Consider the following 13,199-nt stretch of genomic DNA (forward strand, 5'->3'; position numbering starts at 1 on the left):
GAACGCATCAGCGGTCGGGCGCCCGGTCGGCACGGCGGTCGGGCAGCGCGGCGGGCGGGTCGGACCCTTCGGCCTCGAGAATGCGGGATGCCGCCATCTGCTCGGCCGCGAGCTCGCTGTACAGTCCCCCGGCCGCGAGCAGTTCGGCGTGCGTGCCCGATTCGACGATGCGCCCCGCTTCGACGACGTGGATGACGTCGGCACCGATCACGGTCGACAGCCGGTGCGCGATGGACAGCGTCGTGCGGCCCCGGGCCGCGGCATCCAGCGCCTCTTGCACCACGCGCTCGGACACGGTGTCCAACGCCGACGTCGCTTCGTCCAGCAGCAGCACGGGCGGGTCCTTCAGCAGCACGCGCGCGATGGCGATGCGCTGCTTCTCGCCGCCGGACAGGCGGTATCCGCGCTCGCCCACGACGGTGTCGTAGCCGTCTTCGAACCCCGCGACGACGTGGTGGATGTTCGCGGCCCGGCACGCCGCTTCGAGCTCGGCGTCGGTGGCGTCGGGCTTGGCGTAGCGCAGGTTCTCGCGGATCGTCGCGTGGAAGAGGTAGGTCTCCTGCGACACGATGCCGACGTCGTCGATGATCGACTCCTGCCGCAGTCGCCGCACATCGGCTCCCGCGAAGAGCACGTCACCGCCGGATGCCTCGTACATGCGCGGCGTCAGGTAGAGGATCGTCGTCTTGCCGGCACCCGACGGACCCACGAACGCGACGTGCTGCCCCGGCTCGACCGTGAACGAGACGCCGCCGAGCGTCGGGCGCGCGTCGGGCGCGGCATCCGGATAGCGGAACACGACATCGCGGAACTCGATGCGTCCGGCAGGTCCCGGGGCGTCGGCGACCGAGATGGCGTCGGGCGCGTCGCGGATCGCCGGCACGAGGTCGAGGTACTCGAAGATGCGGGCGAAGAGGGCGCGCGAGGTCTGCAGGTCGAGCGCGACCCGCATGAGCCCCATGAGCGGCTGCAGCAGCCGGGCCTGCACCGTCGTGAACGCCACGACGGTGCCGGCGGTGATGAGGTCGGTGCCGCCCGTGATGAAGTAGCCCGACACGAGATAGATGACGGCCGGCACGCTCGACATGAGCACCTGCACGACGGCGAAGAACCCCTGGCCGCTCATGGCGCGGCGCACCTGCAGCACGACCTGGTTGCGGTTCTCCTCGGCGTAGCGCGCCGACTCGGTGCGCTGACGGTTGAACGACTTCGACAGGAGGATGCCCGAGACGCTCAGGGTCTCCTGCGTGATGGCGGACAGCTCGGACAGCGACTCCTGCGTCTCGCCGGCGATGCGGGCGCGAACCTGGCCGACGCGGCGCTGCACGATGATGAGGAACGGCATGAGCACGACCGCGACGATCGTGAGGCGCCAGTCGATGAGGATCATCGCGACGAGCGACGCGATGACCGTGACGACGTTGCCGAGGATGCTCGTGACGGTGTTGGTCAGCACGCCGGCGACGCCGCCGACGTCGTTCTGCAGCCGCGACTGGATGACGCCGGTCTTGGTGCGCGTGAAGAAGCCGAGCTCCATCGACTGCAGGTGCTCGAACAGGCGCACGCGCAGATCGCCCGTCACGGCGTTGCCGACCGTCGAGGTCAGCCACGTCTGCACGACGCCGACGCCCGCCGACAGCAGGAACAGCCCGATCATGATGAGCACGAGTCGCCAGAGCAGCCCGAGGTCCGGGGCGCCGCCGTCGACCGGGAAGAGCGCGTCGTCGAAGATGCGCTGCACGATGAGCGGCGGGATCACCGCGATCGCGGCGCCGATGACCACGAGCACCGCCGTGACGACGATGCGGCCCCGGTAGGGGCGGAAGAGCGCGACGATGCGCGGGCCCAGGTGCGCGACGCGCGGCGCCTGCGCATTGAGCTTCTTCTGGGCCGCGAAATCGAGGGGGCGTCCTCCACCCCCACCGCGTCCGCCAGCCATGCTCATGCGCGTCAGCCTAACGAGGGGATGCGACAGCCCCGGCTAGGCTTGCTGCATGACCTCGACCCCCGAGAACCCCCACACCGACGGCGAAGACCTCGTTGAGCTGCGCGAAGAGATCGATCAGCTCAAGGCGATCCCCGAGGAGGAGCTCGTCAGCCCCACGCCGACGATCGCCGAAGAGATCGAGCCGGTGCCGCACCCGACGAACGCGATCGGCAGCGAGCAGTGGGACAAGCCCGTCGAAGACGAGTCCCTCGAGCAGGAATGACTCCGCGCGTCAGCCGAGATCGATCACGAGGTTGACGACGGTGCCGATGATGACGGCGCCGAAGAGGTAGGCCAGGAGCGTCTGGCCGATCACGATGCGGCGCAGCTGGTTCGTGCGCACCGTCGTGTCACCGACCTGGTAGCCCGTGCCCACCGACAGCGCGACGTACGCGAAATCCGTGTAGCAGGGGTCCTCCTCCTGATTGAAGCCGATCCCGCCGACGGGCTCCGAATAGTAGATGTGGGCGAGGCGCAGCGTGTAGTCGATCTGGATGATCATCCAGGATGCCGCGACGCTGAGCACGGCGATCACGGCCAGCGCGTACGACTCCAGCTCGGGTGAGCGGCCCGTCTCGATCAGGACGATCCCGACCGCGCCCAGGCTGACGATGCTCCCGACGACGGCGACGATCCGGGCGACCGGCCGACCCGGGTCCTCCGTCACGGCGTGCGCACGCGTCGTGGCGGCATCCATCGGCCAGATCACGATCGCGAGCCACACGCTCGCGGTGAGGGCGAGCGCTCCCCAACCGGCGACGAGGCCGGCCGCGATTCCGAGCCACATCGTGACGGCGATGCAGACGGCCACGCCCACGATGATCGCGACGGCCGCGCGCAGCGCGATGCTGGAGGGGGCGGAAGCGGCCATATCCGAATGCTTCCATGCGCATCGGGAATGCGATGTCGGACCGCGCCGTTATCCTGGAAGCTTTCCGCCCGAGGGCGGTCTCTCTCCCCTGCTATCCCACCACCTCGAGGAGTGCCGCATGGCCACCGACACCGCGCCGTCCATGAAGACGGCGCCGGCGCCGTCGGGCGCGATCCTTCGCCCCGAAGAGAGCCGCGTCATCTGGCTGCTCCTGGGCGCGGCCTTCGTCGCGATCCTCAACGAGACGACGATGGGTGTCGCGATCCCGCACCTCATCGACGACCTCGGCATCACCGCGCTCGCGGCGCAGTGGCTCACGACGGCGTTCATGCTCACGATGGCCGTCGTCATCCCGATCACGGGGTTCCTGCTGCGGCGCTTCACGACGCGCACGATCTTCGTCGCGGCGATGTCGCTGTTCTCGGGCGGAACGCTCATCGCGTTCCTCGCGCCGGGCTTCGAGCTGCTGCTCGTCGCCCGCGTCGTGCAGGCGTCGGGAACGGCGATCATGATGCCGCTGCTCATGACGACGCTCATGACGATCGTGCCGCCGCACTCGCGCGGCCGGATGATGGGGCGCGTCTCGATCGTCATGGCGCTGGCCCCCGCGATCGGCCCGTCGATGTCCGGCCTACTGCTGGACACGGTGGGCTGGCGGTGGATCTTCGGCATCGTGCTGCCCATCGCACTGGTGTCCCTCGCGGTCGGCGCGCGGTGGATCCACAATCTCGGCGAGACGACGCGCGCGCCGATCGATGTCCTCTCGATCGTCCTCTCGGCGTTCGGCTTCGGCGGACTCGTCTACGGGCTGAGCCAGATCGGCGGAGCGGGCGCCCACGGCAGCGGTGCCCAGGCCGCCGCGGCGAGCACCGTCTCGACCGTGTCGCTCATCGTCTCGCTGTCGGTCGGCGTCGTCGCGCTGGGCCTGTTCATCTGGCGCCAGGTGCTGCTGCAGCGCGTCGACGATGCGCTCCTGGATCTGCGCGTCTTCCGCTCGGCGAACTTCTCGTTCTCGGTCGGGCAGATGCTGCTGATCTCGCTCGCCTTCTTCGGTGTCATCACGGTGCTGCCGCTGTACATGCAGCGGGTGCTGGGGATCTCGGCGCTCGAGACGGGTCTCGTCGTGCTTCCGGGGGCGCTCGCCATGGGTTTCGCGGGTCCGTTCATCGGGCGCATCTACGACCGGTGGGGCACGCGTGTCCTGCTTGTGCCCGGCGCGTTCGTGGTCGTGGGTCTGCTGTGGTTCTTCACGACGCTCACCGAGACGACCCCGATCTGGGTCGTCGCGGTCGCCCAGACGATCCTGTCGATCGGTCTCGCGCTGTCGTTCACGCCGCTGTTCACGGCGTCGCTGGGCTCGCTCGAGCCGCGCTTCTATTCGTACGGGTCGGCGATCGTCAGCACGGTGCAGCAGGTGGCCGGAGCCGCCGGCATCGCGCTGCTCATCACGATCATGGAGAGCGTGACCGCCGGCGCCGTCGCCGACGGTGTCGAAGCGACCGCGGCAGGTGCCGCGGGAGCGCGCGCGGCGTTCCTGACGGCGGCGATCGTGGCGCTGCCGATCCTCGTGGGAGCTTTCCTCGTGCGCAAGCCCGCCGATCAGATCGGCGCTGTGCCGCCCGCACACTGACCGGGGCGGAGCCGCTCCCGCGTCAGTGGTGGATGAACGCCTTCAGCGCGACGAGGACGAGCCCGAACGCCGCCGTGATGAGCGCGCTCACGATGCGCGGCCACACGTGCTTCGTCCAGCGTGAGACGGCGAACCAGCCGAGCAGTCCGAGAAGGGCCGTGTCCACGAACAGCGCCGTCCAGATGGCGGTGTCGTCTTCGAACACGCGCCAGACGCCCAGCAGCAGGATGACCAGCGGTGGAACAGCGGCCACCAGCATCCCGAGCGAATGCCGTGCCGAGGCGCGCAGACTGGGGAAGAACCCGGCGACGCCGTCGGTCGCCGCAAGGCGGGCGAGGGTGCCGGCGTAGATGTGCGCCGCATAGAACACCAGAACCGTCACGATGACGGTGATGAGTGCGTTGAGCGACGTGCCGACCAGGCTGTTGCTGACGACGATCATCCCCGAGACGAGGATGAGCCCGTACACAGCCTCTTCGGACTGCATGACCCGGGCGACGCCGGGACGGAGCAGTCGACGGTCGGTCACGACCGGACGTGCGACGGCGGTGTCGTCAGTTGGTGCCACAGCTGCTGCCACCGCAGCAGCTGCCGGCGGCGGTGTCGGTCACGGTCAGCAGGTTCTTGTCGTCGGGCTGAGCGGTCGTGGGCGTGGTGAGAGGCGAAGTCGTCATGGCGTCCATGCTACCCACGCGCACGCGATCCCGGGTCGCACCCGCGCATTGGCATGCGCCGTGCGCGGACGCAAGCCCCTCCGGCCCCTGTCGCGGCCCGCCTACCGTGGAGAAGCACCCACCGACACGAATGGAGACATCATGCCCCGCATCGCAGGCAAGAAGATCGCGTTCCTGCTGACGGACGGTTACGAGGACAGCGAGCTCACGTCACCCTGGGAAGCGGTCACGACCGAGGGCGGCCAGGCGACGCTCGTCTCGCCCGCCGACGGCTCGGTCTCGGGCAAGAAGGGCCACGAGCAGACGATCGATCTGCCCGTCGCGAGCGCGGAAGCCTCGGACTTCGACGCTCTCGTGCTGCCCGGCGGCGTCGTGAACGCCGACCATCTGCGCATGGACGAGGACTCCGTCGCCTTCGCCCGAGCGTTCTTCGAGCAGCACAAGCCCGTCGCCGTCATCTGTCACGGCGCGTGGATCCTCATCGAAGCGGGCGTCGTCGACGGGCGCACGATCACGAGCTATCCGAGCCTCAAGACCGATCTGCGCAACGCCGGTGCCGATTGGGTCGACGAAGAGGTCGTCGTCGACAGCGGCCTCGTGTCCAGCCGCACCCCCGATGACCTTCCCGCCTTCAACGCGAAGCTCCTCGAAGAAGTCGCCGAAGGCGCGCACGAGGGCCAGACCGTCTGACGCCTACGCGAGACTCTTGCGCAGGTACACCTCGGCGATGCCCCCACCCTGCTCCACACGCTCCGACTCGACGTAGCCGAGACGTTCGTACAGGCGCAGGTTCGCTTCGCTGAGCGAGCCGGTGAACAGCTCGGCCACGCGGCATCCGACCTCGCGACCGCGCTCTTCGACGGCTTCGAGCACCGCCGAGCCGACGCCCCCACCCTGCACGTCGGGCGCGATCGCGATGCGTCCGACCAGAAGGAGCTCGCCGTCGGCACGCGCCCGTGCGGCGCCGACGACACGCGTGCCAGCGACGGCGACGCACCCGAGGTTCTCTTCGAGCTCGGCTGTCAGCTCATCGAGGGTCTGCGTCAGCGCGGGCATGTGCGGGTCGCCGTAGACGAGGGCCTCCTGCACGAACGCGGCACGCTGCAGCGTCAGCACCTCACCGGCGTCGTCGACGGCGATGGGGCGGATGCGGAACGACGTCATGTCCCGATCGTAGGCGCCGCGTGGTGCGGCGGGTGCGACCGCTCGAGCGCAGAGCCCTCGACGTCGACGTTCGGCAGGACGCGATCCAGCCACGCCGGCAGCCACCACGCCGACCGGCCGAGCAGGTGCATGACGGCCGGCATGAGCACGAGCCGCACGACGAAGGCGTCCAGCAGCACGCCGATCGCGAGGCCGAAGCCCATCGACTTGATGATGGTCGACTCCGACGTGATGAAGCCCGAGAAGACGGCGATCATGATGAGCCCCGCCGCGATCACGACGCTGCGACCGGCCCGGAAGCCCTGCGCCACGGCGAGGCGTGCCGGCGAACCGTGCACGTACGCCTCCCGCATCCCCGTCGCGAGGAACAGCTGGTAGTCCATCGCCAGACCGAACAGGATGCCGACGAGGATGACGGGCAGGAAGCTCAGCACGGGTCCGGTGCTGTGGATGCCGAACAGCTCCGCGCCCCAGCCCCATTGGAAGACCGCCGTGATGGCGCCGAACGTCGCGAACAGCGACAGGATGAACCCGCCCGTCGCGACGAGAGGTACGAGCAGCGAGCGGAACACCATGATCATGATGAGGAACGACAGCCCCACGACGACCGTCAGGTAGAGCGGCAGCACATCCTGCAGCGACTCCGAGATGTCGATGTTGATCGCTGCCTGGCCCGCGACGCCGAGCGGCTCGCCGTCGACGTCGAGTGCCCGCAGGTCGCGCACGAGGGCATCGGTCGACAGGCTCGTCGGACCCTCGTACGGCACCACCTGGAACGCCGCGAGACGGCCGTCGTCTGAGACGGCGATCGGCGCGACAGCCACGACGTCGTCCTGATCGGCGAGCAGTGCGCCGACGTCGAGCTGACGCTCGAGGATCTCGTCGTCGCCGAGGTCTGCAGGAAGCACGGCGGTCACGAGGAGCGGACCATTCGCCCCCTCGCCGAAAGCGGCCTCGGTCGCCGTGAACGCGCGATAGGCGCTCGAGCCGGCGGGCTCGGATGCGCCGTCGGGCAGTCCGAGCCGCATCGACAGTGCGGGCACGGCGACGATGAGGAGCACGACGACCGCGACGAGCGAGGTCAGGACGGCGCGCACGGTGGACATCGTCCGGACGGGCTTGGACACGACGTCCGCCGTGCCGATCCGGGCACGAGCGCGCCGCGAGAGCAGCCGCTCACCGGCGAGGCCGAGCAGCGCCGGGGTGAGGCTGATGGCGATGAGCACGGCGATCGCGACGCTCACACCGCCGACGGTTCCCATGAGACCGAGGAACGGGATGCCGGTGACATTGAGCGCGAAGAGCGCGATGACGACCGTGGCACCGGCGAAGACGACGGCGTTGCCGGCCGTGCCGTTCGCGAGCGCGATCGAATCGGTCGTCTCCACCCCCTGCAGCAGCTGCTTGCGGTGGCGATAGATGATGAAGAGCGAATAGTCGATGCCGACCGCGAGCCCCAGCATGACGCCGAGCACGGGCGTGACCGAGGCCATCTGCACGGCGCCCGAGAACGCCAGCGTCGACAGCGCCCCGATCGCGACGCCGACGATCGCCGTGACGATCGGGAAGGATGCCGCCAGGAGCGATCCGAGCATGACGATGAGCACGATCGCCGCGATCGCCACACCGACGATCTCGCCGACGCCGAGGATCTCGGGCACCCCCTGCGAGATGTCTGTCGAGAACGACACGTCGACGCCGTCGATCGGCTCGGACTCGAAGTGCGCGATGACCCCCTGCTTCGATTCCTCCTGCAGTTCGAGCCGCGGCTCTGAGAATGCGACGTTGACGAGCGCCGTCGAGCCGTCTTCCGACACGACGCGGATGCCGTCGGCGAGCGCCAGCAGCTCGGCTCCGCGCTCGAGCTGCGTCTCGGCGGCGTCGAGGTCCGCGCGGCCCGTGTCGATCTTCTCCTGCTCGACGCTCAGCACGGCGCGCTGCTCGTCGAGGAGCTGCTGCTGCGCGTCGAGCTGGGCCGTCGGGAAGCCCGCCGCCTCGGCCTGTGCACGCCCCGCGTCGAGCTGCGCCTGTGCGTCATCGAGCTGTCCCGCGCCGGCGTCGAGCTGCGCCTGACCCGCATCGAGCTGCGCCCGTCCGTCGGCGATCTGCTGGCGGCCGTCGGCGATCTCGGCGGCCCGGGCGGCGCGCTCCTGCTCGGTGTCGAAGGGGTCGATGACGTCGGTGACGTCGGTGAGCCCGCCCGCCGAGGCGACGAGGTCGCTGATCGCCGCGCGCTGACCGTCGGTCAGCTCCGATCCGTCCTCCGTCGCGAAGACGACCGTGCCCGATGCCCCGCCGTACTCGGGCAGACGCTCTTCGAGCTCCTCCAGCACGGCGCCCGATGCCGTCCCCGGCACGTCGAAGCTCGAGCTCAAGCCCTTGAACCCGATGAGGAAGCCCCCGACGGCGACGGCGATGATGACGAGCCACGCCGTGATGACGGTCCAGGCGCGGCGGGACGCGAAGGCCCCCAGTCGATACAGCAGTTCAGCCACGCGGCATCCTCTCGAGTTGTCCCTTAGATGATACGCACCGTCTCGTCTTGACGATGCTCCGTAGGATGACGCGCATGACCCGTGTGCGAACCGGACCCGTGCGCAGCGAGGCGGCGCGGCTCGCGATCCTCCGAGCGACGGCGCGTCAATTCGCGCAGCGCGGCTACGACCACCTCACGATCGAGGGCATCGCCGCCGACGCCGGCGTCGGCAAGCAGACGATCTACCGGTGGTGGGGATCCAAGAGCGCCCTGGTCGCCGAATGCCTGCTCGAGGGGATGCTGCTGCCCGATCGCCTCGCGCCGTCGGACACCGGAGACATCAGGGCAGACCTCACCGCCTGGGTCGATGAGGTGCTGTCTCTCCTCGAGCACGCGCAGGGCGAGGGGCTGCTGCGCTCGCTCGTGGCTGCGGCGGCCGAGAACGCCGAGGTCGGAAAGCGCCTGCGCGACAGCCTCACGGGGTCCGAGTCGCTCGCCGGCAGGCTCGAGGCCGCCGTCGGGCAGACGCCGAACCTCACGCCGGCAGCACCCTTCGACGAGATCATCGAGTCACTCGCCGGCGCGCTCGTCCTGCGGGCCCTGAGCCGTGCCCCGCGGGTTCCCGGCGATGCCGCCCGTCTCGTGGCGGCGTCTCTGGGCCCGGCCTGACCGGCCTCTCACTCGGCGTCCGGCGGGCAGGCCGCGCTGATGCGGCCCCATTCCTCCGGCGACAGGTCGGTGACGAAGCCGTACGCCGTCCACGCGTCGGGGGTGTCGTAGAGCGCCGCGAACTCGCGCCGCGACGGCAGTTCGGGAACGTCGATGCCCTGCGCCCGCAGGCAGCTCGCGATGCGCATCTCGACCGGGTACCACCGCAGACCGCGCAACTCACGGATGCGGTCGTCGTATTCGGCACGCACCGTCGCGGCGCACGCCCTGACGGCCGCGGCGTGACCTTCGCGCTCGTCGGTGAAGCCCAGCGTGCCGGTCGCTTCATCCCATTCCACCTGCCACGCGTCTGCTTCGAGGCAGTCGATGACGGCGCTCGTACTGTCGGTGAGCCACCCCTCCCCCTGCACGATCGTCTGGAAACGCACGGGATCTGCCGGCTCGGGCGCGGCGATGGTCGTCGCGACGGCGGCCGAGACAGCGGCGGTGACGGCCACCACCGCGACGAGGATCGCGGCGAACCGCCATCGTCGGCGCGCAGACACGGGCGATTCCTGCGCCGGCACCCCACCGGAGGGCAGGTCGGGCGCCGCATCGGGCACGACGGCGTCACCGGCGTGCGCCCGGTCCTCCAGCTGCTGCAGCCTGACGAGGGCGCTCGGGTCATCCCGCAGATCGCCGTCGGGCGCGTACGCGCGAGCTCGCAGCCGGGCGAGCTCGCGGATCTCCTGCGCATCGAGCACACGCCCATCATGCGCGGACGAGACGCGCCATGCCAGCATCCGTTCTAAGCCGTGCTACACTCGGACCATCCTGCCTGGCACACGCGACCCGTTCCACCTTCTCACAGTGGAGAAGCATCGCTGTAACGCGCTCTTCGCGGCCCGCCGGCCCTTCATCTCATCATCACCTGCGCTTCGGGTTCTCACCCTTTCGCAAGCTTGGACCACTTCTTGTTCGACAGCATTTCGACTGCTGCCCTCGCGCCTGACACCACGCCGCAGTGGCGTCAGGCCGACGACGGCGTGCACGTCGCCACATTCGCCGGAGAATACGCCGGCTTCACCGACACCACATCCGGCGGTGTGCACGCGCACGGCGCCCGCGGCCAGAGCCTCGGTCTGCACAGCACGCAGAGCAGTGCACGTGCCGCCGTCGCGGCGTCCCTCATCACTCCGGAGCCGTCGCACACGCGACTGGCTCCGCACCCCCGTCCGCGTCGCATTCGTTGGCGCGGCACAACCGGTCGCTCCGGCGGCCCGAATGGTAAAAGGAAAGACACGATGGCCACTGGCACCGTGAAATGGTTCAACTCCGAAAAGGGATACGGGTTCATCGCACCCGATGACGGCTCCGCCGACCTTTTCGCTCACTTCAGCGCGATCGCGGCCGATGGCTTCAAGGAGCTCCGCGAAGACCAGAAGGTCGAATTCGACGCAGAGCGTGGCCCCAAGGGCATGCAGGCGGCGAACATCCGTCCCCTCTGATCCACGCGTTCAACGAGGCCCGTCCCCTACCCGGGGGCGGGCCTCGTGCCATTCACCCCACGTCACCGTCGACATAGAACCAGCGTCCCCCCTCGCGCACGAAGCGCGATCGCTCGTGCAGCACGCCGACACCGCCCTCGTCGGCGAGATACGTCGCCCGGAACTCGACGATGCCCGTCTGGTCGCCCGGCCCGCCCGCGACCGTGTCGATGATCTGCAGACCGCGCCAGCGCGGATTGTCGCCCAGGTCCAGCGACTCCGGTCGGGTGGACGGATGCCACGTGTGCCGCAGCCACGCGGCATCCGCTCGTCGGAACGCGTCGAAGCGCGAACGCATCAGTTCTTCGGCGGTCTCGGGTTCGCGGGACATGGGACCATCCTGCTCGATACTCTGTCGGTCATGACCGCACACCGCGTGACCGCGCCCGATCCGGCCCCCGGCGAGAAGGTGAAGGGGCCCGCTTCGTACTTCCCGAGCATCGAGCAGACCTACGGGCGCCCGATCCAGGAATGGCTCGATCTCGTCGCCGACCGGCTCGATGACGAGCCGCACATGCAGGTCGTCGCCTGGCTGAAATCCGAGCACGGCCTCGGCCATGGCCACGCCAACGCGCTCGTCGCCTATGCGAAGGCCCAGCTGGCCGACTGATCAGCCCGCGGCGGACACGGTCGCGTCAACCCCCTCGCGCTCGGGCGGCAGTTCGCGCAGGCTGAACGCGTGCGATGGGAGGACCTGTGACCGAGAACACGCGCACCGTCATCACCCGTTCCAACCGCGGGCAGTGGGAGAACATCGTCGAGGGGCACCCCGACCTGTCCCGCAGCTATACGAGCCGTGAAGAGGCCGTCGACGAGGGTCGAGCGGTCGCAGACCGCCTCGGCTGGTCGCACGACGTCGAGGACGCCGAGCCCACGGGGGCGATCACCGACCCGCAGCACGGCGACGAGCGGCCGTAGACGGATGGGCGACCGCGAACATGACGTCGTCCTGCTCGGAGCGACCGGCTTCGTCGGGCGCTTCACGGCCCGCCATCTCGCGCACTCTGCTCCACCGGGCGTCCGCATCGCCGTCGCGGGCCGGTCGCGCGAGCGTCTGAACGCGCTGAAGCGCGACCTCGGCGTCGAATGGCCGATCGTCGAGGTCGACACGGCGGACGACGCGGCCGTTGCGCGGCTCGCGGCGTCGACGTCGGTCGTCGCCACGACGGTGGGACCGTACCTGCGCTACGGAGTCGAGGTCGCTGCCGCCTGCGCCCGCGCGGGCACGTCATACGCCGACCTGTCGGGCGAGAGCATCTTCGTCGCGCGCAGCATCGAACACAATCACGCGGCCGCCGAGGCGAGCGGCGCGCGGATCGTGCACTCGTGCGGTTTCGATTCCGTTCCGTCCGACCTCGGACTGGGGATCGCTCACGCAGCGGCAGGCGGCATACCGATCGTCGAGGCCACGGTGCGGGTGCGTTCGCTGCGCGGCGGTGTCAGCGGGGGCACGATCGACTCCCTGCGACAGCAGATGAAGGAAGCGCAGTCGGATGCCGCGGCTCGCCGCATCGTCGCGGATCCCTATGCCCTCACGCCCGGCCCCGCGGTTCGTCTGCCGCGTCCGTCCTCGAGCGGCGCGTCCAGAGTCGGAGCCTCATGGCAGGCACCGTTCGTCATGGGCGCGTACAACCAGCAGATCGTGCAGCGCTCGAACTACCTCACGGGGTGGAGCTACGGCCAGCTCATGAGGTATCGCGAGGTCGTCGCCACCGGCCGTGGCGTTCCGGGCGCGATCCGTGCAGCCGGCATCGCTGCAGGCACGGCGGGTCTCGTCGGCGCGCTGTCGTTCCCGCCGACGCGGGCACTGCTGGATCGGGTGCTCCCGGCTCCGGGGACCGGACCGGACGACGAAGCGATCGAGCGCGGGCGGTTCACCATCGAGGTCGACGTGTACCCCGTCGACGGCGAACCGGTGCGTGCTCGGGTGGCGGCACCGTTGGATCCGGGATACAGCGGCACGGGCGTCATGCTCGGCGAATCGGCGCTGAGCCTGGCATCCGATGATCTTCCCGATCGTGCCAGCGTGCTCACCCCCATGGTCGCGATGGGCGACCACCTCGTGGAGCGTCTGCGGGCACATCGCTTCACCGTGTCGGTCGAGTCGCTGCGCTGAGCGTCGCCACGAGGATGTCCGCGCCTGTCAACCCCACCGGAACCCGCTGCTCGGACGCATATCGTTTCTGTTCGACGTGTGAGACG

General features: G+C 69.5%; 15 protein-coding genes. 8 read left to right on the forward strand and 7 right to left on the reverse strand.

What is annotated here, in order from left to right:
* Positions 1-7: 7 nt before the first annotated feature.
* Positions 8-1,939: an ABC transporter ATP-binding protein gene (locus tag ACWICD_RS04500; protein WP_376127272.1), complete on the reverse strand. Its 1,932-nt coding sequence runs from the start codon at positions 1,937-1,939 to the stop codon at positions 8-10.
* Positions 1,940-1,994: 55 nt separating this feature from the next.
* On the opposite strand from ACWICD_RS04500, the gene ACWICD_RS04505 reads away from it, so the two are divergent.
* Entirely contained in the window at positions 1,995-2,210 is a 216-nt protein-coding gene (locus ACWICD_RS04505) for a hypothetical protein (RefSeq protein WP_376127240.1), read from the forward strand.
* 9 nt (positions 2,211-2,219) lie between these two features.
* Here ACWICD_RS04505 and ACWICD_RS04510 read toward each other — a convergent pair whose 3' ends face one another.
* Positions 2,220-2,858, reverse strand: a complete 639-nt coding sequence (locus ACWICD_RS04510) for a DUF1345 domain-containing protein (protein WP_454139396.1) — start codon at positions 2,856-2,858, stop codon at positions 2,220-2,222.
* A gap of 118 nt (positions 2,859-2,976) precedes the next feature.
* Here ACWICD_RS04510 and ACWICD_RS04515 point away from each other — a divergent pair, with 118 nt between their 5' ends.
* The gene (locus tag ACWICD_RS04515; RefSeq protein ID WP_454139397.1) at positions 2,977-4,488 is read left to right on the forward strand and encodes a DHA2 family efflux MFS transporter permease subunit; all 1,512 of its coding nucleotides are present in this window, start codon (positions 2,977-2,979) and stop codon (positions 4,486-4,488) included.
* Positions 4,489-4,510: 22 nt separating this feature from the next.
* On the opposite strand, the gene ACWICD_RS04520 is transcribed toward ACWICD_RS04515, so the two are convergent.
* Positions 4,511-5,056, reverse strand: coding sequence for a hypothetical protein (locus tag ACWICD_RS04520; RefSeq protein WP_376127235.1), 546 nt, complete (start codon positions 5,054-5,056; stop codon positions 4,511-4,513).
* A 247-nt stretch (positions 5,057-5,303) separates the two neighbouring features.
* On the opposite strand from ACWICD_RS04520, the gene ACWICD_RS04525 reads away from it, so the two are divergent.
* A complete protein-coding gene (locus ACWICD_RS04525) occupies positions 5,304-5,852 on the forward strand; it encodes a type 1 glutamine amidotransferase domain-containing protein (protein WP_376127234.1) in 549 nt (182 codons plus the stop codon).
* Positions 5,853-5,855: 3 nt separating this feature from the next.
* Here the strand turns inward: ACWICD_RS04525 and ACWICD_RS04530 are convergent, their stop codons facing one another.
* Entirely contained in the window at positions 5,856-6,326 is a 471-nt protein-coding gene (locus ACWICD_RS04530) for a GNAT family N-acetyltransferase (protein ID WP_454139398.1), read from the reverse strand.
* Entirely contained in the window at positions 6,323-8,821 is a 2,499-nt protein-coding gene (locus tag ACWICD_RS04535; RefSeq protein ID WP_454139399.1) for an MMPL family transporter, read from the reverse strand. Before ACWICD_RS04535 ends, ACWICD_RS04530 begins: the two co-directional genes overlap by 4 nt.
* A gap of 74 nt (positions 8,822-8,895) precedes the next feature.
* Here ACWICD_RS04535 and ACWICD_RS04540 point away from each other — a divergent pair, with 74 nt between their 5' ends.
* Positions 8,896-9,471: a TetR/AcrR family transcriptional regulator gene (locus ACWICD_RS04540; protein ID WP_454139401.1), complete on the forward strand. Its 576-nt coding sequence runs from the start codon at positions 8,896-8,898 to the stop codon at positions 9,469-9,471.
* Positions 9,472-9,479: 8 nt separating this feature from the next.
* Here the strand turns inward: ACWICD_RS04540 and ACWICD_RS04545 are convergent, their stop codons facing one another.
* Positions 9,480-10,214 carry a hypothetical protein gene (locus tag ACWICD_RS04545; RefSeq protein WP_454139402.1) on the reverse strand — a complete coding sequence of 245 codons (735 nt, stop codon included), beginning with the start codon at positions 10,212-10,214 and terminating at the stop codon, positions 9,480-9,482.
* 540 nt (positions 10,215-10,754) lie between these two features.
* Between ACWICD_RS04545 and ACWICD_RS04550 the strand changes: the two genes are divergently transcribed.
* Positions 10,755-10,958: a cold-shock protein gene (locus tag ACWICD_RS04550; protein WP_376127225.1), complete on the forward strand. Its 204-nt coding sequence runs from the start codon at positions 10,755-10,757 to the stop codon at positions 10,956-10,958.
* Positions 10,959-11,010: 52 nt separating this feature from the next.
* On the opposite strand, the gene ACWICD_RS04555 is transcribed toward ACWICD_RS04550, so the two are convergent.
* Positions 11,011-11,328, reverse strand: coding sequence for a YchJ family protein (locus ACWICD_RS04555; RefSeq protein WP_376127223.1), 318 nt, complete (start codon positions 11,326-11,328; stop codon positions 11,011-11,013).
* Positions 11,329-11,358: 30 nt separating this feature from the next.
* Here ACWICD_RS04555 and ACWICD_RS04560 point away from each other — a divergent pair, with 30 nt between their 5' ends.
* The 3 genes from ACWICD_RS04560 to ACWICD_RS04570 all read left to right on the forward strand — a co-directional run bounded on the left by ACWICD_RS04560 (position 11,359) and on the right by ACWICD_RS04570 (position 13,113).
* A complete protein-coding gene (locus ACWICD_RS04560; RefSeq protein WP_454139403.1) occupies positions 11,359-11,607 on the forward strand; it encodes a DUF4287 domain-containing protein in 249 nt (82 codons plus the stop codon).
* An 86-nt stretch (positions 11,608-11,693) separates the two neighbouring features.
* Complete coding sequence (locus ACWICD_RS04565; protein ID WP_376127219.1) at positions 11,694-11,915, forward strand: DUF2188 domain-containing protein; 222 nt, start codon at positions 11,694-11,696, stop codon at positions 11,913-11,915.
* A 4-nt stretch (positions 11,916-11,919) separates the two neighbouring features.
* Positions 11,920-13,113, forward strand: a complete 1,194-nt coding sequence (locus tag ACWICD_RS04570) for a saccharopine dehydrogenase family protein (RefSeq protein ID WP_454139405.1) — start codon at positions 11,920-11,922, stop codon at positions 13,111-13,113.
* Positions 13,114-13,199 lie beyond the last annotated feature (86 nt).

The organism is Microbacterium sp. NPDC055357, from assembly GCF_053644835.1.

Bases quoted from the DNA above. Each gene is read 5' to 3' on its own strand.
- ACWICD_RS04560 (WP_454139403.1), top strand. From the start codon at position 11,359: ATGACCGCACACCGCGTGACCGCGCCCGATCCGGCCCCCGGCGAGAAG.
- ACWICD_RS04510 (WP_454139396.1), bottom strand. From the start codon at position 2,858: ATGGCCGCTTCCGCCCCCTCCAGCATCGCGCTGCGCGCGGCCGTCGCG.
- ACWICD_RS04550 (WP_376127225.1), top strand. From the start codon at position 10,755: ATGGCCACTGGCACCGTGAAATGGTTCAACTCCGAAAAGGGATACGGG.
- ACWICD_RS04555 (WP_376127223.1), bottom strand. From the start codon at position 11,328: ATGTCCCGCGAACCCGAGACCGCCGAAGAACTGATGCGTTCGCGCTTC.
- ACWICD_RS04505 (WP_376127240.1), top strand. From the start codon at position 1,995: ATGACCTCGACCCCCGAGAACCCCCACACCGACGGCGAAGACCTCGTT.
- ACWICD_RS04540 (WP_454139401.1), top strand. From the start codon at position 8,896: ATGACCCGTGTGCGAACCGGACCCGTGCGCAGCGAGGCGGCGCGGCTC.
- ACWICD_RS04525 (WP_376127234.1), top strand. From the start codon at position 5,304: ATGCCCCGCATCGCAGGCAAGAAGATCGCGTTCCTGCTGACGGACGGT.
- ACWICD_RS04515 (WP_454139397.1), top strand. From the start codon at position 2,977: ATGGCCACCGACACCGCGCCGTCCATGAAGACGGCGCCGGCGCCGTCG.
- ACWICD_RS04570 (WP_454139405.1), top strand. From the start codon at position 11,920: ATGGGCGACCGCGAACATGACGTCGTCCTGCTCGGAGCGACCGGCTTC.
- ACWICD_RS04530 (WP_454139398.1), bottom strand. From the start codon at position 6,326: ATGACGTCGTTCCGCATCCGCCCCATCGCCGTCGACGACGCCGGTGAG.
- ACWICD_RS04500 (WP_376127272.1), bottom strand. From the start codon at position 1,939: ATGGCTGGCGGACGCGGTGGGGGTGGAGGACGCCCCCTCGATTTCGCG.